This window comes from Dactylosporangium sp. CA-233914, assembly GCF_050942935.1.
Taxonomy (GTDB): domain Bacteria; phylum Actinomycetota; class Actinomycetes; order Mycobacteriales; family Micromonosporaceae; genus Dactylosporangium.
On record NZ_CP192030.1, the window covers coordinates 7,074,986 to 7,095,513 of the forward strand.

At 74.3% G+C, this 20,528-nt stretch carries 17 protein-coding genes, 1 tRNA gene and 1 pseudogene; 6 read left to right on the forward strand and 13 right to left on the reverse strand.

Translation table 11 applies throughout. From position 1 onward, the window contains the following. Positions 1-19: 19 nt before the first annotated feature. The 4 genes from ACQPY0_RS31760 to ACQPY0_RS31775 all read right to left on the reverse strand — a co-directional run bounded on the left by ACQPY0_RS31760 (position 20) and on the right by ACQPY0_RS31775 (position 4,434). A complete protein-coding gene (locus tag ACQPY0_RS31760; RefSeq protein WP_432968615.1) occupies positions 20-1,384 on the reverse strand; it encodes an NAD(P)/FAD-dependent oxidoreductase in 1,365 nt (454 codons plus the stop codon). A 51-nt stretch (positions 1,385-1,435) separates the two neighbouring features. Then, entirely contained in the window at positions 1,436-2,296 is an 861-nt protein-coding gene (locus ACQPY0_RS31765) for a hypothetical protein (protein WP_432968618.1), read from the reverse strand. Between the two features lie 5 nt (positions 2,297-2,301). Then, the gene (locus ACQPY0_RS31770) at positions 2,302-3,246 is read right to left on the reverse strand and encodes a WxL protein peptidoglycan domain-containing protein (protein ID WP_432968621.1); all 945 of its coding nucleotides are present in this window, start codon (positions 3,244-3,246) and stop codon (positions 2,302-2,304) included. 84 nt (positions 3,247-3,330) lie between these two features. Beyond that, on the reverse strand, positions 3,331-4,434 hold the full coding sequence (locus ACQPY0_RS31775) for an HtaA domain-containing protein (protein ID WP_432968623.1): 1,104 nt from the start codon (positions 4,432-4,434) through the stop codon (positions 3,331-3,333). A 210-nt stretch (positions 4,435-4,644) separates the two neighbouring features. Here ACQPY0_RS31775 and ACQPY0_RS31780 point away from each other — a divergent pair, with 210 nt between their 5' ends. Genes ACQPY0_RS31780 through ACQPY0_RS31790 form a run of 3 tightly spaced genes read left to right on the forward strand, consistent with a single transcriptional unit; the run spans position 4,645 to position 7,519 of the window. Continuing rightward, complete coding sequence (locus ACQPY0_RS31780; RefSeq protein ID WP_432968626.1) at positions 4,645-5,451, forward strand: hypothetical protein; 807 nt, start codon at positions 4,645-4,647, stop codon at positions 5,449-5,451. Further along, positions 5,448-6,482, forward strand: coding sequence for a heme/hemin ABC transporter substrate-binding protein (locus tag ACQPY0_RS31785; protein ID WP_432968629.1), 1,035 nt, complete (start codon positions 5,448-5,450; stop codon positions 6,480-6,482). The genes ACQPY0_RS31780 and ACQPY0_RS31785 overlap by 4 nt, the downstream gene beginning before the upstream one ends. 5 nt (positions 6,483-6,487) lie before the next feature. Beyond that, positions 6,488-7,519: a FecCD family ABC transporter permease gene (locus tag ACQPY0_RS31790; RefSeq protein ID WP_432968632.1), complete on the forward strand. Its 1,032-nt coding sequence runs from the start codon at positions 6,488-6,490 to the stop codon at positions 7,517-7,519. Between the two features lie 214 nt (positions 7,520-7,733). On the opposite strand, the gene ACQPY0_RS31795 is transcribed toward ACQPY0_RS31790, so the two are convergent. The 8 genes from ACQPY0_RS31795 to ACQPY0_RS31830 form a co-directional block, all read right to left on the reverse strand. Continuing rightward, positions 7,734-8,033: a DUF2470 domain-containing protein gene (locus tag ACQPY0_RS31795; protein WP_432968635.1), complete on the reverse strand. Its 300-nt coding sequence runs from the start codon at positions 8,031-8,033 to the stop codon at positions 7,734-7,736. Between the two features lie 16 nt (positions 8,034-8,049). Continuing rightward, entirely contained in the window at positions 8,050-8,856 is an 807-nt protein-coding gene (locus ACQPY0_RS31800; RefSeq protein ID WP_432968639.1) for a heme ABC transporter ATP-binding protein, read from the reverse strand. Further along, positions 8,853-9,497 (reverse strand): heme oxygenase (biliverdin-producing), encoded by a 645-nt coding sequence (locus ACQPY0_RS31805; protein WP_432968642.1) that lies wholly within the window; start codon positions 9,495-9,497, stop codon positions 8,853-8,855. The genes ACQPY0_RS31800 and ACQPY0_RS31805 overlap by 4 nt, the downstream gene beginning before the upstream one ends. 53 nt (positions 9,498-9,550) lie before the next feature. Next, positions 9,551-12,244: a BTAD domain-containing putative transcriptional regulator gene (locus tag ACQPY0_RS31810; protein WP_432968645.1), complete on the reverse strand. Its 2,694-nt coding sequence runs from the start codon at positions 12,242-12,244 to the stop codon at positions 9,551-9,553. Between the two features lie 288 nt (positions 12,245-12,532). Beyond that, a tRNA-Cys gene (locus ACQPY0_RS31815) sits at positions 12,533-12,604 on the reverse strand. Between the two features lie 19 nt (positions 12,605-12,623). Further along, on the reverse strand, positions 12,624-14,333 hold the full coding sequence (locus ACQPY0_RS31820) for an ankyrin repeat domain-containing protein (protein WP_432968648.1): 1,710 nt from the start codon (positions 14,331-14,333) through the stop codon (positions 12,624-12,626). Between the two features lie 196 nt (positions 14,334-14,529). Then, entirely contained in the window at positions 14,530-14,883 is a 354-nt protein-coding gene (locus ACQPY0_RS31825; RefSeq protein WP_432968651.1) for a hypothetical protein, read from the reverse strand. A gap of 76 nt (positions 14,884-14,959) precedes the next feature. Continuing rightward, positions 14,960-15,805: a hypothetical protein gene (locus ACQPY0_RS31830; protein WP_432968654.1), complete on the reverse strand. Its 846-nt coding sequence runs from the start codon at positions 15,803-15,805 to the stop codon at positions 14,960-14,962. A gap of 113 nt (positions 15,806-15,918) precedes the next feature. Here ACQPY0_RS31830 and ACQPY0_RS31835 point away from each other — a divergent pair. From ACQPY0_RS31835 to ACQPY0_RS31845, 3 genes and pseudogenes are all read left to right on the forward strand, one after another. Continuing rightward, positions 15,919-17,007: pseudogene (locus ACQPY0_RS31835) on the forward strand (IS630 family transposase); the annotation flags it as partial. A gap of 160 nt (positions 17,008-17,167) precedes the next feature. Next, a complete protein-coding gene (locus tag ACQPY0_RS31840) occupies positions 17,168-19,123 on the forward strand; it encodes a hypothetical protein (protein ID WP_432968657.1) in 1,956 nt (651 codons plus the stop codon). A 4-nt stretch (positions 19,124-19,127) separates the two neighbouring features. Next, positions 19,128-19,481 (forward strand): hypothetical protein, encoded by a 354-nt coding sequence (locus ACQPY0_RS31845; protein ID WP_432968660.1) that lies wholly within the window; start codon positions 19,128-19,130, stop codon positions 19,479-19,481. Between the two features lie 17 nt (positions 19,482-19,498). On the opposite strand, the gene ACQPY0_RS31850 is transcribed toward ACQPY0_RS31845, so the two are convergent. Further along, a complete protein-coding gene (locus ACQPY0_RS31850) occupies positions 19,499-20,521 on the reverse strand; it encodes a hypothetical protein (protein ID WP_432968663.1) in 1,023 nt (340 codons plus the stop codon). Positions 20,522-20,528 lie beyond the last annotated feature (7 nt).

The following is a 20,528-nucleotide window of genomic DNA, read 5'->3' on the forward strand; positions in this document are numbered from 1 at the left end:
ATATACAGGCCGGGACCGCTCAGCCCACCGCGACCTCCCTCGGCAGGTCGGCGGCCGGGGCCGGCACCGGGCGGCGGCGCAGGACGCGGGCCAGCATCGGCGGGGTCATCAGCGACTGCGGCGGGCGCATGAGGTTGGTGACCTCCAGGAACCGCCGGGCGACCGCCGCGTCGTGTCCGGTCGCGGCCTGGACCTTGGCGACGTAGCCGTTGATCAGTTCCGTGCGGCGGGTGCGCGGGCCCTCGACGTGCGGATACGCCAGGTCGCCGCCGGCCGACATGTCCCACGGCACGTCGATGACCTTCGCCGCCCGCGCGTAGAAGCGGCGCGGCAGGCCGTCCGCCCCGTGCCGCAGCGCCCGCCCCAGCTCGCGCGCCTGGGCGACCGCGACCGTCATTCCCTGGCCGTACGCCGGGTTGAAGCTGCACAGCGCGTCTCCGAGCGAGACGAACCGCTCCGGCAGCCGGGTCAGCCGCTCGTAGCGGCGCCGCACGCTGCCCGGCAGCCGCAGCCGCATCGGGTCGCCGAGCGGCTCGGCCTCGAGCAGCAGCCGGTGCAGGCGCGGGTCGGGCAGCTTGGCGGCGAAGGCGGTGTAGTCGTCCGGGTCCGTGGGCGGGGCCTGGCCGGGGCCGACGCCGAGCAGGGTGACCATCCAGCGGTCCCCGTCGACTCCGATGGCGATGCCGCCGTACGGGCGCTGCGGGCCGCCGGGCGCGTTGAGGATCGCGGCGAAGTCCTCGCGGCCGGGGACGCGCCGGTAGTCCTGCGAGACGTACACGGTGCCGGCGTCGATGCGCTCCTGCTCCGGCGGCGCGAAGCCCAGCTCGGCGAGCCAGGCGATGCCGCGGTTGCCGCGCCCGGTCGCGTCGATGACGAGGTCGCCGTGGACCTCGTGCTCGACGCCGCCGGCGACGGGGCGCACGGTCGCGCCGGTGACCTGGGTGCCGTCGAAGGTCAGCCCGGACGCCTCGTGGCCGTCGAGGACGGTGACGCCGGGCAGCGCGGCGACGCGGCGGCGCAGGGCCGCCTCCAGGGTCGCGCGGCTGACGCACAGGCCGGCGAGGCCGGACTCGGTGCGGGGCGCGGGCCGGTCGCCGAAGACCCACACGACGTCGCGCTGGATGTCCAGTGGTACGGCACCCTGCGCGGCGAGGTCGGCGACGATGCCGGGGAACAGCTCCTCCAGCACCGCCCGGCCGCGCGCGAGCAGGCCGTGGGCGTGCTCGCCCTGCGGCACCCCGCGGCGGTTGGCGGGGCCGCCGGGCAGGGTGTCGCGGTCGAAGACGGTGACGCGGTCAAACGAGTCGAGCAGCACCCGGGCGGCGGTGAGGCCGGCGATGCTGGCGCCGAGGACGACGGCGTGGCGGTAATCTTTATCGGACACGGTGTACTCCGCGAGAGTCGACGGGGTCGATGCCGGTCCACGGTATGAACGTTACGGCGCCGCCACGGTCGGTAACGAGACAGAGCCCGATCCCGGACGCTTCCGTATCTGGCGCAGGGCAACCACCATCAGCGCCGCGGCCGGCACTGCGGTCAGGCCCCAGGGCTGGGCGGTGGTCTCGGCGTGGAAGACGACCGTCGCGCCGGCGGGGCCGAGCGGGCCGTACGGGTCGATCTCCCCGTGCACCGTGTAGGTGCCGGCGGCGGGCGCGGGGAGCGTGACCGGCACCCGCAGGGTCCGCTCCTCGCCGGGCGCCAGCGTCCCGAGCTCCGGTGGCGCCACCATCCCGGTCGGGTGCTCGCCGCGGCCGGCGGTGACGGTGACGGTCGAACCGGTGACGGCGACCGGCGCGGTGTTGCGGACGGTGACGGCGGCCTCACGGCGGGCCGGGCCGCCGAAGAGGGCGGCCCACTGCCATCCACCGTGGACGGTGACGCGGGTGATGGCGAGGGGCCGCGGGGCGTCCGCGGCGGGCCGGGCCGCGGCGGGGGTCGCGGTCAGCGCCACCGCGGCGGTCTGCGTCGGTACCCCGGACAGCGCCCGGACCCGCACGACGCACGGGCAGCCGGTCGGCGGCGCGACGGCGGGCAGGGTGGCCGAGGCGCTCCCGTCGGCCCCGATGCCGGCCTGCACCGCGGTCGGAAACGCGCATCCACCGTCCGGCCGGTCGGTGCACACGGCGATGGTGACCGTTGCCGGCGGCCAGCCCTCGAGCCGGACCGTGAGCCGCGGCGGGTCGGAGCCGGCGGCCGGCTGGACGCGTACCGTCGTCGAAGGCTCCCGGGCCCACGCGGGCGCGGCGCCGCCGGTCGAGGCCAGCACCAGGGCGGCGACGACGGCGGCGCGGGGCACGCGGCTCACTGCGCCGCGGCGGCGCGGCGGCGGCGCCGGCGCAGCCAGAGGACGGCCGGCACGACGAGCGCGACGGCGATGAGGGCCGTCCACGGCACCGCCCAGAGCGTCGATGACCGCTCGACCGACGCCAGCGGGCCGTCCGCCGTCGCCGGGTCGAGGACCACCCGCGCGGTCAGCGGCCCGGCCGGAGCGATCCCGGCGATGCGCTCCGTCACGGTGATGCTCGCGCCGGGCAGCAGCTCGGGCACGGCGATGTCGGGCGTGCGGCCCAGGCCGAGCCCGAACGGTCCGGTGACGCTGAGCCGGGCGGCCCCGGACAGCCGCAGGTTGCCGGTGTTGTGCAGCCGGTACGTCACCGTCATCGTGCTGCCGGCGAACGGGTGGGGCGGGTTGTCGTACGACACCGTCACCGTCTCGACCCGCACGGCCGGCCTCGCCTGGCCGGCGACGCGCAGGTAGACGCGGGCGGCCACGCGGCGGTCGACGTTGACGCGGGCCCCGTCACCGGTGCTCTGCTGGCTCACGACCGAGGCGATGACGCCGCCGGCGTGGTCGCCGGGGCCGGCGTTGGCCGGCACGCTCAGCCGGAACGGAATGTCGAGGGACGCACCGGCGGCGACGGTGTAGGCGCGCTGGCCGAGGGTGATCCAGGCGCCGGTGTCGGTGGGCCGGCGGCTGGCCGGGAGCAGGTCGAAGGCACCGTCCACGGTGGTGTAGGCGTCGGTGCCGTACACCGCGAAGGTCTGCGGCACCGATGCCCGGTTGGTGATCCGCACGACGTCGTCGATCTGCTGGCCCGGGGCCGCGTCGTAGACGAAGTAGCTGCGGTTGGCCGAGGAGCCGGCGGGCTGCACCGACCAGCCCTGCTCGTCGGCGAACGCGGGGCCGGGCAGCCCGGCGAGGAGGGCGGCGGCGACGGCGGCCACCGCGATGGCGCGTGTGAACATTCTCGGCCTTCGGGGGATTCGGCGTTGTGAGATTCGGCGTTGGATGCCGGCCCGGCACCGGGCCGGGCCGGCATCCTCACGCGGTCAGGACAGCGTGAGGGTGAGGGTCGCGGTGTAGCCGCCCGGCTTGGTCGTGGCCGGGATGTTCAGCGTGAGGCCGGCGCCGCACGTGAACACGCCCGAGCTCGCGCCCGGGTCGGACCTGCACAGCGTCCGGCCGGTGTTCAGGCCGGTGGCGGCGCCGCCCGCGGCGACGGTGCCCGCGCCGGGCGCGGCCGTCGCGGTCGGGGCCCAGCCGAGCTGGTCGGCGCCGATGGTACCGGCGTCGCCCGTGAAGTCCTCGACCTGGCCGACGAGGTTCCAGCCGGCGTTGGTGCCGCGCAGGTCGCTCACCGTGCTGGGGTTGAGGGCACCGGTGGCGGTGCCGCCGATGCTGGCGCCCGTCAGGGCCACTGTGCCGCCCGCCGACGACAGGGTCAGCGGGCCGCCCGGGACCTCGACCGCGAGTTCCTGGCTGGCCGTGCCGCCGCCCGGGTTCCCGGGGTTGCCCGGGTCGCCGCCGCCGGCCAGCGTGAGCGAGCTCGACAGCGGGTCGAGGGCGGAGCCGGCGGTGTAGAAGCCGGCGAACGCCGACGCGCCCGTCTCCGTCATCGTGGCGGACAGGTTCGTCCACGTCACGCTGGTGCCGTCGACGACCGGGTCGCCGGCGCCGATGGTGGCCACGACGGCCTGCACGACGTGGACGGGCTCGAACCCGCCGCCGGTCGTGGTGAGGTCGACGTCGGCCTTGAGGACCCGGGTCGCGCCGTCGAGCTGCACCGTGGGGTTGGCCATGGTGATGCTGAAGAAGTGCGCCGGGTACGAGAACGTGACCGTGCCGCCGTAGTTGACGCTCGTCGCCCCCGTCGCCGCGTCGTGGCTGCCGCCGGTGACCGGGAACCGGAACGTGCCGTTGCCGTTGATCGTCGCGCCGTTGCCGGCCCCGATCGGTGGCGTGCCGTTGCCGGTGGAGACGTAGGCGCGGAACGACGCCTTGAAGCCCCAGTCGAGGTAGCCACTGTCCACATCGGTCGCCGCGGCGGCGGGCGCGGCGGTGGCGAACGCCGCCGCCGTGCCCAGCACCAGCGCGGAGCCCCAGCGCAGCGCCCGATGCCGGCCCGTGCCGGCGCGTAGTCTGGTCTTCGTCATCCGTTACCTCTCAGGAGATGGGTGGCAGGGCGTGCCGCCCCGCGGCGCCGGCTGTCCAGGCCGCGAGGCACCGCGAGGGCGGTACGCCCGTCCATGATCGTGTTAGGTTAGCCTTACCTAACTACGGCCGGATATCCATCGGCCGCCGCAATCTTGCGACCCATCTCACTGATGCCGAAAGCGCTTCAGTTAGGTTAGCCTCACCAAACTATGCGCTCAGGATCGTTCCTCGCGGCGATCGCCGGCCTGGCCGCCGTCCTCGGCATGGCCTCGCCCGCGGCCGCGGACACCACCGGCACCGGCGCCAACGGCCAGTGGCTCACGGTGTCGAAGACGACCGGCCTCGACCCGGCCGGCGAGACCGTCACCGTCTCGGGCTCCGGCTACGACGTCACCAAGGGCATCTACGTCGCCTTCTGCGTCGACAAGGGCGCGGGCCAGCTGCCCAGCCCGTGCGGCGGCGGCATCGACACGACCGGCGGATCGGGCGCCTCCCACTGGATCTCGTCGAACCCGCCGGCCTACGGCGAGGGCCTCGCCGTCCCCTACGGCACCGGCGGCACCTTCCGGGTGACCCTGCGACTGAGCGCCGCCCTGGCCGACGGCGTCGACTGCCGCACGACCCGCTGCGCCGTGGCGACCCGGGCCGACCACACCCGCACGAGCGACCGCACCCAGGACGCCCGCGTGCCGGCCACCTTCGCCACCACCGGCCCGCCACCACCGGCCACCACGGCCCCGGCCGCCCGGGCGACGACGAGGGCCGCGACCGGATCGGCCCAGGCGCCGGCCACCGGGTCCGCGTCCGCTCCACCGGCCGTCGAGTCCGGCGCGCTGCCCCCGTCCGGCGCACCGGCCCCCGCCGGACCGGCGGACCTGACCCTGACCCGCACCAGCGCCAGCCAGTCGGCCAACCACTGGTGGACGGCCCTGACCGCCGCCACCGGGCTCGGCCTGCTGGTTCTCGTCATCCGCGCGGCCGTGCGCCGCCGCCGCACCCGAAAGGCCGCAGCATGACCCGCCCGAACCGCCTCGCCGCCGCGGCGCTGGCCGTCCTGACCGTCCTGAGTGGACTGGCCGCCTGCTCCGGTCAGACGACGACCGTCGACGCGCCGAAGGCCGGCGGCACCGCGGGCTGCGGGCCGGCGACGGCCCGCGTGGACGGCGAGGACATCACGCCGCTGCCCGGCAAGCCCAGGCCCGCGCTGCCGGTCACCGTCGAGTCCGCCGACGGCCAGCGGGTCACGGTGACGGACGCGAGCCGGATCCTGCCGGTCAACCTCTACGGGTCGATCGCCGAGATCGTGTTCAGCCTCGGCCTCGGTGACCGGGTCGTCGGCCGCGACACGTCCACCACGTTCCCGTCGGCCGCGCACCTGCCGCTGGTCACGCCCAGCGGCCACGACCTGTCCGCCGAGGGCGTGCTCAAACTGAACCCGACCGTCGTCATCACCGACAAGAGCATCGGCCCGGCCGAGGTCATCGCGCAGCTGCGCCGCTCCGGCATCCCGGTCGTCTTCGTCGACGACCAGCAGACGCTGCCCGGGGTCTCCGGCCACATCCGGTCGGTCGCCGCCGCCCTGGGCGTGCCGGACGCGGGCGAGCAGCTCGTACGCCGGGTCGAGGCCGACATCGCCGCCGCCCGCGTGACCCGGACCGGCGGGACCCCGCTGCGCGTCGCGTTCCTCTACGTGCGCGGCGCCGCCGGCGTGTACCTCATGGGCGGCAAGGGCGCCGGCTCCGACGCGATGATCGAGGCGATCGGCGCCCAGGACGCCGGAACCGCGATCGGGCTGACCGGGTTCCGCCCGCTGACCAGCGAGGGCCTCATCAACGCGGCGCCGGACGTCATCCTGGTGATGACCGAGGGCCTGAGTTCGGTCGGCGGCGTCGAGGGCCTGCTGCGCCTGCCGGGCGTGGCCCAGACCCCGGCCGGAGCCGCCCGCCGCGTCGTCGACATGGCCGACGGCGTGCTGCTGAGCTTCGGCCCCCGAGTCGGCGAGGCGGTCCGCGCCCTCGCCCGCGCCGTCACCACCTCGTGCGGGTGAGCCCCGTGAAGAAGAACCCGGTCTTCATCGGCGGGCTCGGCGTCGCGCTCGTCGTGCTGTGTCTCGTCGCGGCCGGGACGGGGCAGGTGCGGGTGCCGCCGGACGAGGTCGTCGGATCGCTGCTGCACCACCTCGGCATCCCCGTCGGGCCGCGCCCCAGCGTCGTACAGGGTGACAACGCCCTGTGGTTCGTACGGTTCCCGCGGGTCGCGCTCGGGGTGCTCGTCGGCATGGCGCTGGGGTGCGCGGGCGCGCTCATGCAGGGCCTGTCCGGCAATCCCCTCGCGGAGCCGGCCATCATCGGCGTCTCGTCCGGGGCGGCGGTCGGGGCCGCGGCGGCGATCGTCACCGGGCTCAGCCTGTTCGGCAACTGGACCGTCGCCGCGTGCGCGTTCGCGGGCGGGCTGCTCACGGCGCTGCTGGTGTACGCCCTGGCGCAGGCCGGCGGCCGGGCCGAGGTCGTCACCCTGGTGCTCACCGGGATCGCCGTCAACGCGGCGGCCGGGGCGGTCCTCGGCCTGCTGATGTTCCTCACCGACGACGACGGCGTGCGGGCGATCGCGTTCTGGAACCTCGGCAGCCTCGCCCAGGCCAGCTGGGCGGCGGTGGCCGTCGTCGCGCCGTGCGTGGCCGCCGGGCTGGCCGCGTCCGCGGCCGGGGCGCGCCGGCTCGACCTGCTCGCGCTCGGCGACGGCCCGGCCCGGCACCTCGGCGTGCCCGTCGAGCGGTTCCGGCTCACGCTGATCGCCGTGACGGCCCTGCTGACCGCGGGCGGGGTCGCGTTCACGGGGATCATCAGCTTCATCGGGCTGGTGGTGCCGCACCTGGTGCGGATGGTCACCGGCCCCGGCCACCGGGCCGTGCTGCCAGCCAGCGCCCTGGGCGGCGCGATCGTGCTCGTCGCCGGCGACCTGGCGGCGCGTACCATCGTGGAGTATCAGGAGCTGCCGCTGGGCGTGCTCACCGCGCTGGTCGGCGGGCCGTGCTTCTTCTGGCTGCTGCGCCGCACCCGCTCACGGGCGGGCGGCTGGCGGTGAGGATTTCACTCAGGGGCCGCCGCGGCGGGCGGCCCCTGAGGCGTCAGCAACGGGCCGGAACCGCACGAGAAGCGAGCCGGAACCGCATCAGCAACGGTCCGGAACCGCGTGAGGAACGGGCCGGGACGCGTCAGAAATGGGCTGGACGCGCGAGAAGCGGGCCGGAACCGCGTCAGGAACGGTCCGGAACCGCGTGAGGAACGGGCTGGACGCGTCAGGGGCGGGCCGGGACGCCGAGGGCGGCGCAGGACTCGCGGTACATGCGCACGACCTCGGGGCGGACCTCGGCGCGCTCGGTCAGCGGGCGGCTGAACGGAACCCGCACCGGCACCTCCCGGCCGTCCACGACCGCGGCGAAGTCGATGCCGTCGCCGTCCATGCCGGTCATCGTCGCGGCCGTCGCGTCCGGCCGGCCGCCCAGGGCCCGGCAGATCAGCAGGCTGTCGGCGGGGTGGTCGGCGTTCATGTGCCGGCTCACGGCGACGATGACCTCGGCGGTGAAGGGCTGTCCCATGGGTTCTCCTCGAATCTCAGCGGACCGGCAGGACGAGTGGCGCGCCCGTGCGCGGGTGCGGCAGGACCTCGATCTCGTGCCGGTACACGTCGCTGAGCAGCTGCGGCGTGAACACCTCGGCCGGCGGGCCCGCCGCGACCGCGCGCCCGTCCGCGAGCACCATCACGCGGTCGGCGTGCGCGGCGGCCAGGCCGAGATCATGCAGTACGACCAGAATGGCATCGCCCTCGGCGGCGCGCTCCTTCGCGATGCGCAGGACCAGCTCCTGGTGGTGCAGATCCAATGCCGCGGTCGGCTCGTCGAGCAGCAGGACGCCCGTGCGCTGGGCGAGCACGCGGGCCAGCGCGACGCGGGCGCGCTCGCCGCCGGACAGCGACAGGAACGAGCGCGCGGCCAGGTGCGCCACGCCCGTCGCGGCCATCGACGCCGCCACGATGTCGCCGTCGGGCTCGATGCCGGACCACGGCGCGCGGCCCATCGCGACCACGTCGGCGACCGGGAACGGGAACGACAGCAGGTGGTGCTGCGGCAGCACGGCCCGGCGCAGGCCGAGCTCGATCGCCGTCCACTCGCGCAGCGGCCGCCCGTCGAGGCCCACCTCGCCGCGTTCGGGGGTCAGGTCGCCGGCGAGCACCGACAGCAGCGTGGACTTGCCCGCGCCGTTCGGCCCGACCAGGGCCAGCACCTCGCCGGCGCACAGCCGCACGTCGACGCCGTCGAGGACGGGCCGCGCGCCGAGCCGCACGCCGAGGCCGGCCCCGCGCAGCGCCACCTCGCCCGTGGCCCGCGACCCCGGCGTCCGGGGCCGCCGCCCGAGGTTCACGCGGCCTGCCCGTCCGCGTACTCGCGGCCGAGGTCGTCAAGCACGTCGATGTTGAGCTGGTAGGCGACCAGCACCTCGTCGAGGACCCGCCGGCGCTCCTCGTCCGACCACGCCGCCGAGTCGAGCGCCTCGCGGTAGCGGGCCTTGAACGCCGCCGGGCTGCCGATCGCGTCGAAGACGTAGAAGCCGGTCGCGGCGGTCGCGTAGTGCCGGCGCACGGCGGCGGCGATGTGCTGCCCGCCGGAGAGGTCGCCCAGGTAGCGGGTGTAGTGGTGCGCGACGAACCCGCCCGGCCAGGTGAAGCAGACCTCGCGCAGCCGCTGCGTGTAGCGAAGCGTCGCCGCGCTCGGCGCGGATCGCTCCAGCCAGCCGTCGCCGAGCAGGAGCCGCAGGTCGGCCTCGAGGGCCGGCCCCCGGGTCAGTCCATCGTGGACGAACGCCCCGGCCACGGGGTCGTCGCGCATGACGGCGGCGGCCTCCTCCAGCACCGAGTAGATGTGGTGGTGCTGGGCCACCATGCCGGCGTACCCGGCGAGGGGCAGCGCCCCGCGCACCAGATCCCCGAGAAATGTCGCCCGCTCGGCGTCGCGATGACGCCCCTGCGTGGTGCGGCGCACCGCCGCCGAGAACAACTCTTCCACACCGCCCCCTTTAGGTAAGGTGAGGCTACCCTAATCCTCGGTCGGCGTGAAGATCACAGCTTCGCGCGCACCGTGTCGGCGAACGGATGCCGCAGTTGCGTGAGGATGCGCAGGGCCCGCGTCCAGCAGAGACGGGCCGCCGAGGCCTCGCCGAGAGCGGATCGCGCGTCGCCGAGGCCGTCCAGCGCCGAGGCCTCGCCGAAGCGGTCGCCCGCCGCCGCCGACAGGGTCAGGGCGCGCTCGTAGCAGGACACGGCCGCGTCCAGGTCGCCGAGCTTGCGGTGGATCTCGCCGAGGCTGTGCTGTACCGGACCCTCCTGGGCGGGTTCGTCGAACTCGCGGTAGATCGCCGCCGCCTCCTCGCACGCGGCCCGGGCCGGCTCGAACTCGCCCAGCTCCGCGTGGCACCAGCCGAGCGCGTTGAGCTCCTTCGCGATGCCGGGCCGGTCCCCCAGCGCCCGGCACAGCTCCAGCGAGCGCCGCGCGTGCGTCACCGCGTCGGGCAGGCGGCCGTCGCGCTCGGCGAGCTGGCAGAGGTTGTGCTCGGCGCGCGACTGCCCGTGCCGGTCGCCCAGGCCGGCGAAGCGGCGCAGCGCCTCGGCGAGGTGGGCGGCGGACTCCGGGTACCGCTGCTGCCACATCCGCAGCCGCCCGAGCCCCCGGTGCAGGTGCGCCATCGCCGCTTCGTCGCCGAGGCGCTCGGCGGCCCGTAGCCCGGCCTCGTGGGCGGCCTGCCAGTCGTCCCAGCGGCCCTGGCGCTCGAGCAGGTCGGTCAGCGCCCACGCCAGCTGCCACGCGTGGACGTCCAGGCCGTGCTCGGCGGCGGCGTCGACGGCCCCGAGCAGCGCCGGCAACTCGGCGGTCAGCCACCGCTGGGCGGCCGCGGCGCCGTCGACCGCAGCCGCGACGGCGCCCGGGGCGGCCGGCGGCGGGGTCACCGGCGGCCAGGACGGGTTGATCGCGGCGGCCGCGGCCACCGCCGTGCTCAGGTAGTGGTCGAGCACGCGGCGGCGGGCGCCGTCGTCGCCGCCTTCCGCGACCAGCTCGCGGGCGTATCCGCGCAGCAGGTCATGATGGGTGTACCGGCCCGGCTCCGGCTCGCCCAGCAGGCTCGCCCGGCACAGCTCACCGAGCAGCCGCGCGGCGTGGCCGGGCGCGACGCCCGCGAGGCTCGCCGCGGCCGCGGTGTCGAGGGCGGGGCCGGGGTGGGCGCCGAGGAGCCGGAACAGCCGGGCCGCGTCCGGGGGCAGGGCAAGGTACGACCAGGACAGCACCGCCCGCACGTCCGAAACCGGGTCGCCGCCGTCGAGCACCTCCCAGCGGCGGGCCGCGTCGCGCAGCTCGGCGGCGAGCCGGCCGAGGCCGGTCCGGGGGCGGGCGGCCGCGTGGGCCGCGACGACGCTCATCGCCAGGGGCAGGCGCGCGCAGCGGGCGATGATGTCGTCGGTCGCGTCCGGCTCGGCGGCCAGCCGCGACTCGCCGAGGCGCCGCCGCAGCAGGTCGCGGGCCTCGGCCGGGCTCATGACGTCCAGGGCGACCGGCCGGGCGTCCCGAAGCTCGGCGAGCCGGTCGCGGCTGGTGACGACCACCCGGGTCGCGCCCGGCCCCGGCAGCAGCGGCCGCACCTGCTCGGCGTCGCGGGCATTGTCGAGCACGACGAGCAGACGGCGGCCGTCGAGGCTTTCGCGGTACAACTCGATGCGCTCCCGCACCCCGGCCGGGACGCGCTGGGCCGGCACGCCGAGCGCCTCGAGCAGGACGCCGAGGGCGGGCTCGGGGCGGACGGCGGCGCCGGCGGGATCGAAGCCGCGCAGGTTGACGTAGAGCTGACCGTCGGGGAAGCCCGGCGCCGCGCGGTGGGCCCAGTGCAGCGTGAGCGCGGTCTTGCCGACCCCGGCCGTGCCCGACACGACGGCGACCGCCGCCCCCGGCCCCAGCAGCGCGTCGAGCCGCTCGAGCTCCGCGGCGCGCCCGGCGAAGCCCGGCACGGCGGCGGGCAGCTGCGCCGGGCGGACAGGCGGCGGGGCCGCGGCCGTGCCCCCGCGCCGCAGCGCCTCCCCCAGCGCGCGCAGCTCCGGCCCGGGCCGAAGGCCGAGCTCGCGATCCAGCGCGTCGCACAGCCGCTCGTACACCGCCACCGCCTCGCCCCGCCGCCCGGCCCCGCGCAGCGCGTTCACCAGCAGCGCCTGCACACGCTCGTCGAACGGCGCCGCCGCGGCGAGCGGCTCCAGCTGCGGCACCAGCCGCTCGTGCTCGCCCAGACGCAGCCGGGCATCGATAAGATCCAGCTGTACCTCGCGCCGCAGCTGATCCAGCCGCTCCCCCTGGCCGCGCAGCCAGTCCAGATCGGCCAGGCCGTCCAGCGAGGGCCCCCGCCACAGCGCGAGGGCGGCCCGGAAGTGCCCGGCCGCGGCCACGGCGGACCCGGCACTGCGCCCGGCCTGAAGGTGCTCGTCGACCAGGGCGAGATCCGTGGGAGCCCGCAGCCGATAGCCGGGCGGCCGCGCCTCGATGGCCTGCCGGTCGCCGAGCACGTCGCGCAGGTCGGACACGTGGCGCTGGACGGTGTTGGGCAGGACCGTGGCGTCCGTGTCCGCCCAGACCAGGTCGAGAATCCGGTCGACGCCGACGACGGCGCCGCGGTGCAGGCCGAGCACGGCCAGCACCGCCTTGCGGCGCAACCCCGCCAGCTCCCGCACCTCTGCGGCCACGGCGACGTCGACCGGGCCGAGCAGCCGTACCCGCATGCGCCGACACTACGCCCCAGCCGCTCGTCACCCCGCGAGGAAGTCGCCGATCGCCGCGGCGAGCTGCGGGGCTCCGGCGGCCGTGCCGTGGTCGCCGGGGACCACGGCGCGGGTCGCGTGCCGCAGGGCGCGGCCGGCTCGTCGGTCGAGGCGGCGCGCTCATCGTCCGGCGCCGCACACGACGAGCGTCGGCACCGCGATATGCCCGACGGGCCCGGCCGGGGCAACGACCGAGTCCAGGTGCGCAGCGTGACGCGCGCGGAATTTGGGATATGCCGAAGACCGGGGCGGGGCCGGCCGGATTCGAACCGGCGTCCTCCGTCGTTGCAGGACGATGCGACAACCTCTGCGCTACGGCCCAGCCGCGGCGAGTGTACCGTCAGCGCCGCAGTCGGCGGAGGAACTCCAGGTCCGGGCGGTCCGTCCAGACGGGGACACGGCCGCGCCGGCCGGTCGCCTTGGGGTCGGCACCGGCGGCGAGCAGGGCGCGGACCAGGTCCGGTGAGCCGTGCTCGACGGCGGCGTGCAGCGCGGTATCACCGTCCACGTCTCGCGCGTTGGCATCGAGGCCGGCGGCCAGCAGCCGCGGTAGCAGGTCCACGCCGGGCAGCCACGGCAGCAGGTGCAGCAGGGTCCGGCCGCGCTCGTCGCGGACGTGCGGGTCGGCGCCGCCGTCGAGGGCCGCGACCACGGCCGGGCCGTCGCCGTGCCACACGCGGGCGAGCAGCTCGCCGCGCAGGCGGCGCATCGGGCGGGGCATCCGCACGGTGTGGTCGCGCCAGCCGTCCCGGGCGGCGACACAGCCCTGCACTTGACCGCCGAGCGCCTTGACCATCCGCTCCCGGTCGATCCCGGCCTGCGGGTGCGGGAGGCTGAACGTGCCGTCGCGGATCACCACCTCGTGCGTGGCGCCGCCGCAGCGGACGGGGACGGTGTCGGGCAGCGCGCGGGTCACCGCCGGCGGCGGGGGCGGCCGCTCGGGGAACAGCGCGGCGCGCACGAGCGGGTGCAGGTCGTCGGGGCGCAGGTCCCCGCGCAGCAGCGCCGTCAGCTCGGCGGGGCGCCGGGCCAGCACGAACGGCATCCGCGGAATGCGGGCCAGCTCCACACCGAACGCGGCGACCTCGGCGCGCTCCCGGTCCTCGTCGGTCTCGTCGTGCGGTAGCCGGGACACCAGCCGGGCCCGCGGGCGCCGGTCGTCGAGGCGGTCGAGGACCAGGCAACGGCCCCGCAGGTCGATCCGCACGAGCCCGCGGCGCTCGTCGACGTCGGTCGGCCACGGCAGCACGCGCGGCGGCTCGCTCGGCCACGGCTCGACCAGCCGCAGCATCGGGACGCGGGCCAGGGTCCGGCGCGCCGCCTCGACGAGCCAGGCGTGGACCGGCCGCAGCCCGGCCAGCGCCCGGTTGACCACGGTGTCGCGGGCATCGACCCGCGCCCGGTCGAACGCGGCCGGGTCGACCCGGTCGCGGCCCCACACCGGCTGGAAGAGCAGCACCTCGAGGTCGAAGCCCGCCGCCCCCCAGGCGTCGGCGGGCCGGCCCTCCTCGTCCACCTCGACGGCGAACTCGACACTCCCCTCCGGCCCGTCGCCGGCCACCTCGTCCTCCGCGAGGCGCTGCCCGTCCGGGGTGAAGAACGGCAGCCGGGTAACGCCACCGGAGCGGGCCAGCAGCTCGGCGGTACACCTGGCGTCCCATCGGTCGCGCAGCAGCATCAGCGTGTCGTCCCGCGCCCCGCTCCGCTCGTCGGCGCCCAGCCGGTGGAAACGCACCCTGATCCGCTGTGGGCGGTCGTGCCAGACGGGCGGGCGGGCGACGAGCGCGTGCCCGTCTGGAAACAGCGACAGCGGGAACCACGCGCCGCCGCGCAGCAGCCCGTCGGCATGGTTGCGGGGCAGGTGCCAGCGCAGCAGATCGGGCACGAGGTGACGCAGGTCGCCCTCGACCTCGGCGGCGACCTCGGCGCCGTGCACACGCCGGATCGCGCGCAGGTCCACGTCGACGTCGACGCCCGCCACGGCGCACGCCCCGAGCCAGTCACCCGCCAGCCGCCGTTGCGTGGCCCGCTCGATCATCCACGCCGGCACCGCGGAAGGATGCAGCGGCCGCACCACCCGCCCCCTCTCACGCCGGTCGCTGCCCACGACCCTGCCGCCGAGTGTAGAGGCGGCGATCATCGCGGCTGAGCCAACGCACCGTCGTTCGCTGCCACTGGCTCAACGCCCTCTCGCCAGCCCCGATATCCGTGATCGCCGGCCGTCACCTGGTCCGCGACCGCTGACATCACGGCGAGGGTGTCCGGGTCGGGCCGGCAGCACGACGCCTTCGCCGCGAACGCCGTGCGCTGCTGAGGCGCATGCCGTGCCGGTCGAATTCGGCAATCATCTCGTCGCAGCAGGCGGCAGTCACCTGCCCGGCGAGCGCCCCGCGCCACAAGGCCACGACGTCGTTCTCCAGCGCCAGTCGGAAGCGCCCCGTCGCCCGGAGCGCGGCCGCACGGCCTACTGCGCCTTCGTGGCCGATGACCACATCGCCACAGTCGAACGCATGGTCGGCCGCAAGCCGCCGCACCGAGGTCGGGTCGTTGGAGCTGCCATTCCGCGTCTTGTGTGGCTTGAATCGCCTCAGCGGCAGCATGTCGTTCGCTGACGCGTCAGACTCCGAACGTCCAGATCGCCGCCCACCACGATGTGGGGTGGTTGGTGCCGTGTCGTCATGGTTGGGTCAGGTGCCACGTCGCTTCGGCGACGTCGTAGACCGCGATCCGGTCGACCCGCTGCGGGAGCGGATGGGAAAGCCGCCAAGGCTCGGACGTGGCGGTCAGGTTCACGCTTACCGCGCTGGGAGACGTGGCGCCGAGCATCCCGACCCAGTCACGGCGCTCGCCGATCAGGGCTTCGACGAGGCAGCCCGGTGGCTCCGCCGCCTCCACGGGCTCAGCCGTGACCAGGGCCGAGCCGGCCAGCAGGGCCAGCAGGCGGCTCAGGATGGCCGGGGCAAGCTGGGGATCGGTCGATTCGACCCAGACGTAGCAGTCGTCGTGTCCGGAGTACCACAGACAACAGCCCGGAAGGGTCGGCAGAATCGGCCGGCCGTGTTCGGCGGTCCCGATGGCAAGCGCGATCTCGTCCAACTGCTCCGTGTCCGGCCGGGCCGGAAGACCGACGAGCGCCAACTGATACGGTGACCAGCCGGCGAGGAACCCGGGCACATCATCCCGCCGCATCACCAGGGCCTCGTCGCTGAGACCGACAACGCCGGCCGCCAGCCAACCTAGGCTGTGCACCGAGCAGCCGATACCTTGCCCGGCCGCGATCTGCGACGGTGTCCACTGCACGTACTCGTCGTCCAGGAAACTGTTGGTCGCGAGGTCCACCACGACCACGGTGTCCTTCGCGGCGCCGGCCAACATGTCCGCGAGTTGCGAGGCCTGCGCCGCCGTCGCGTCGACCACCCAGCAGCCGGAGACCTCGTTGACACTGAAGCTCAGCGGGAACGGCGCACTGCCGAGGCCGAGGCCGTTGACCGAGAACGCGCCATCACGCCCGACGTAGACCACGACCGCACATCGTAGGTGCTTGTCCGAGAATCTTCACAGGAGCGGCACACGGACTCCGCGGCTTGCACCGGTAACGCTCCTAGTGTCCTGAGTCGTTAATTCGTTGGTAGATTATGGCTATGGGTGATGGTCGTGGTCCGAAGTTGGCGGTGCTGGAGCTGACCCAGGCCGAGCAGGACGTGCTGCAGGCGTGGGCGCGGCGAGGCAAGACCGCGCAGGCGTTGGCGGTCCGCGCTCGGATCGTGCTGGCGTGCGCCCGAGGGCTGTCCAACAGCGAGGTGTCCAGGCAGCTGGGTGTGTCATTGCCGACGGTGGGTAAGTGGCGGGCCCGGTTCGTTACCGATCGGCTGGACGGCCTGGGTGACGAGCCGCGGCCGGGGGCGCCGCGCACCGTCACCGACGAGCAGGTTGAGGCGGTGATCGTGAAGACGCTTGAGGAAGCACCGTCCAATCAGGACAGTCATTGGTCGACTCGGTCGATGGCGAGGGCCACCGGCATGTCGCAAAGCGCGATCTCGCGGATCTGGCGGGCGTTCGGTCTCAAGCCCCACCTGGTTGACACCTGGAAGTTGTCGACTGACCCGCTGTTCATTGACAAGGTCCGCGACGTGGTCGGCTTGTACCTCGACCCGCCGGACAAGGCGGTCGTTCTCGCGGTCGACGAGAAATCGCAGATACAGGCCCTCGACCGCACCGCGCCGATGCTGCCGATGATGCCCGGCGTACCGGGACGTCGCACGCACGACTACGTGCGCCACGGAACGACCAGCCTGTTCGCCGCCCTGGACATCGCTACCGGCAAGGTGATCGGCCAGCATCAGCGTCGGCACCGCCACCAGGAGTTCCTGCGCTTCCTCAAGACCATCGACAAGAACACGCCCAGTGATCTGGACCTGCACTTGATCTGTGACAACTACGCCACGCACAAGACCCCCGCGATCAAGACCTGGCTGGCCGCGCATCCCCGCTTCCACCTGCACTTCACGCCCACCTCCGGGAGCTGGCTCAACCTGGTCGAACGCTGGTTCGCCGAGCTGACCAACCGCAAGCTGCGCCGCAGCACCCACCGCAGCGTCAAAGAACTCGAAGACGACGTCAACGCCTGGATCGCGGCGTGGAACGAAGACCCGAAACCCTTTGTGTGGACCAAAACCGCCGACGAGATCCTCGACAACCTCGCCAACTACCGCACTCGAATCAATAAAGCTTTCAATGACTCAGGACACTACGCCGTGTCGCAAAGTTCCGGCACAGCGATGGCACCGGGGGCCGTGTGGCCCTATATTGGTCGGTGTGGCGGCAGCAGGCTCGATACGGCGGCGTGGACCGAACCAGGCGGTGCCGTGGCGGTACGACGGTCCGGTGTCGGTGTTGCGGCTGCCGTTGGACGTGCATGACCCGGGGGTGCGGCGGCATGTGGAGCGGGTGTTCGCGGTGGTGTTCGCGGTGCGGCAGGCGGTGCAGCGTGACGCCCGCGCACGGGTCGACGCGTACTGGGCCGCACATCACGCGCGTACCGTCGCAGGTCCGGCTGTGGTCCGGGACCGGCTGGGGTTGACCAGGGCCGGGTTGGAGTATGCCGCGTACCGGCATGTGGATCGTGCCCCGCACCTGCGCCGGTACTGCACGAAAGCGGTGGCGATGCACGTCGCCGACAGCGTGTGGCAGGCTGCCGATCGGCACCTGTTCCCCGACGCGACCGGACGCCGCCACGGCCGGCCGAAGGTCGGCGGCTGGTGGACGTTCAGCCGTATCCCGGGGCGGGCGCGGTCGCATACCAGGGCACGGAAGTGGGAGACGTTCCGTCTGGCCGGGACCCTGGTGGGGCATCGGGCGGTGTTCGGCCGGGCCGGGCGGTTGTGGCAGCCGCGGCGGATGCCCGCCGTCACCCCCACCGCCGGCGGCCGGCCGGTGCGGTCCTGGTGGGACCATGACGGCCCTCTCGCCGTGGTGTTGACTGGCACCGGCGCCCGGGACCTGGTCCTGCCGGTCCGCCTGCCGCAGGGACCCGGCCGTGAGCCGGTGCTGGAGCACTATCTCGCCGACCCGCGCCGCTGGCACAAGATCGACCTGGTCCGGTATCGCGACCCGGGGGCGCCGGGTGGGTGGCGGTACGAGGCGCATGTGATGGTCCTCGGCCCCGGCTACGCCTCCCCGACGGTCGTGGCCCGCCGGCAGACGGCTGCGGTCCTGCACCGGCGCGGCGGCGTGGACGTCAACGTGTCCAACCTGGCCGTCGTCTCCGTCCCGATCGACGGTGGTGGTGACGGGGTGCGGGCCACGCAGATCATCAAGACCGGCGCCGATGCCGACCGGCTCGCGGCGGAACGGTTGCGGCAGCGGCGGCGTGACCGCGCCCTGCAACGCTCCCGCCGCGTCACCAACCCCAGCCAATACCGGCTCTCCGCCCGGCAGCAGCGGCGAGCCGACCGTCGCCGAACCGCCGGCCTACCCCCGGCACAGGTCGCCGTGCCGGGCGGCGCCCGCATCGCCAACACGGCGGGTATTCCGGTGCAGGCCTACCGCCGCGACCAACTCTCCGCCAGCTACCAGCGGCTACGCGCCCAGGCCGCCGCCGACGGCACAGCCCGTACCCAGGCTGGGCGTACCCGCGCCCGGATCGTCGCCGCCGGCATCGTGGCCACCCATGGCCGGAACTTGGTTGTCGAGGCCGGTGACCTGCGGGCGTGGGCGCGGCGGTGGGGCCGTAGCATCCACGCGTTCACCCCCGGCATCCTCGTCGCCGCCGTCGATCGGGAAGCCGCCAAGGTTGCCGCCCTGGCTGGTGGTGGTGGGTTGGTCCGGGCCGGGACCCGGCACACCGCCTGGACCCAGCACTGCCTCTGCACCGCCCGCGTCCCCAAACACCTCCACCACCGCCGTCACACCTGCCCACACTGCGGCCTGACCGGCGACCGGGACCTCGTCGCCGCTCTCATCGGGGCGCACACCGTGCTGAGCGACCCGGCCGTGCCCGGCACCGCCCGGGTGGATTGGGTCGCCGCGCAGACCACTCTCGCCACCCACGGCACCAACGTCATCAATGAGGGGCTGCAAGGAGCCCTGCTCGAGTCAATCGGACACCACCGCCCCGGCCGGCACTCAACCGGTGCCCGGCCGCGGCGGCCGCAGCGCAGCACCAGCCACCCCAGACGGCCGGTGCCGGCGTGCTCGGCGAACTCCCGGAACGACGCCCTCGACAACCCCGGACCAGACCCGCACCCCAAAGCGGGACCACACCGGAACGACGAGACGCACAACCCGGACTGTTCCACAACCCGGACACCAAACCCGAGTTTGATACAGACCTTAGCCTGAGCCGATGATCGACGACACTCCGCGTCCGTCACGTCTGAGCGGTTGTTGGGCCTGCCTTGTGGGCGGTGCCGTGATCGCGTCGTTGCTGCTGTTCCTCGACCCGATCCTCCGCCAGGGGGACTGCCCGAACGCCGGGGCGAACGGGAACGCGAGCGCGTTCGCGAACTCCGACTGGGACTTCTACCTGCCGCTGGTGATGATCGGCTGGGTGCTCCTCGTCCTCGTGGAACAGGCACTCCCGGTGACCTGGCGCCAACGCAATCGCTTCGACGTCGCGGTCCGGGCGGCGTCCGCTCTCGCGTTGTCACTGTCGAGCTCGTGCTGCCTCTTCCTCCAACTGGCAACGGTCTGCCGCTGACTCGGACGACTGTCCGCTCATGTTGCCGTGGCGGGATCCTCAGCCGTCGATGTAGTGTCGGCGGTCGCCGGTGGCGACGCGGTTGTCGGCAGGAACTCGTCCGGCGGGCGCAGGCGGATCTGGGCTGTGGCCAGCCGCTCCACGGCGGGCCAGGAGATCACCCCCTCCGCTACCGCGCGCAGGACCGCGCCGTCGGCTTTGGCCTTGGCAACACTGCCCAGGTACAGCAGGCCGGCCGGGACGACGGCGCCGGCGAGCCACCACGGGTCGACCCGGTAGGCGAGCACGACGACCAGCCACATCACCGGTAGCACCAGGCCGATCCGGAACTCCGCCTCCGCGTTGCCCCGGTCGCGCTCCTCGCTGACCGACGACACCGACGCCGCGCTGCCGCCGGTCAACCGGGATTCCCAGAGCAGTTCCTCGGCGTGCCAGCGGTAGTCGACGAGCCGTCTCAACAGCCGGATGCGGTGGTACGTGCGCTCGGCCGCATCCGCGATCAGCTCGGCCGCCGGCGCGCCGGCCAACACGGACGGCAGCTGCGCATGGTGCTGTTCGGCCTGCTGCTGCAGTGCTCTGAGGTGGTCGGTGAGTTCGGCGCGGAAGACTTCGTCGGTGTCGAAGCGCAGCGACAACTGCCGCAGGACCACCGTATCGAGCGCCTCGAGTCGCGATCGTCGCGAGGCGCCGCCCGGGCTGATGAGCGCCAACCGCTCCGCCGCCTGGTTCGCGGCCGGTCGCAACCATTTGGGCACCAAGCGGTACACGACGTTTGCGAGGTCGAACAGCAGGCTCGACGCGAACTGGGCGACCTCGATGAGGATGACGCCGGCGACGTAGGCGGTGAATGTCACCGCCGCGAGCGTCGGGCCGGTGCCGACCTTCTCAGCGAGCCCGTACAGGTCCGCCACGACACCTGTGGCGCTCGCCTTCGTGGGGAGGCGGTTGGCGACGGCGAGCCACGATGCGAAGACTGCCACATATCCGGCGGCCAGTGGTGCTCTGACGGTGCGCAGGCCGGGCAGCAGGCTCGCCAGCATTGGGCCA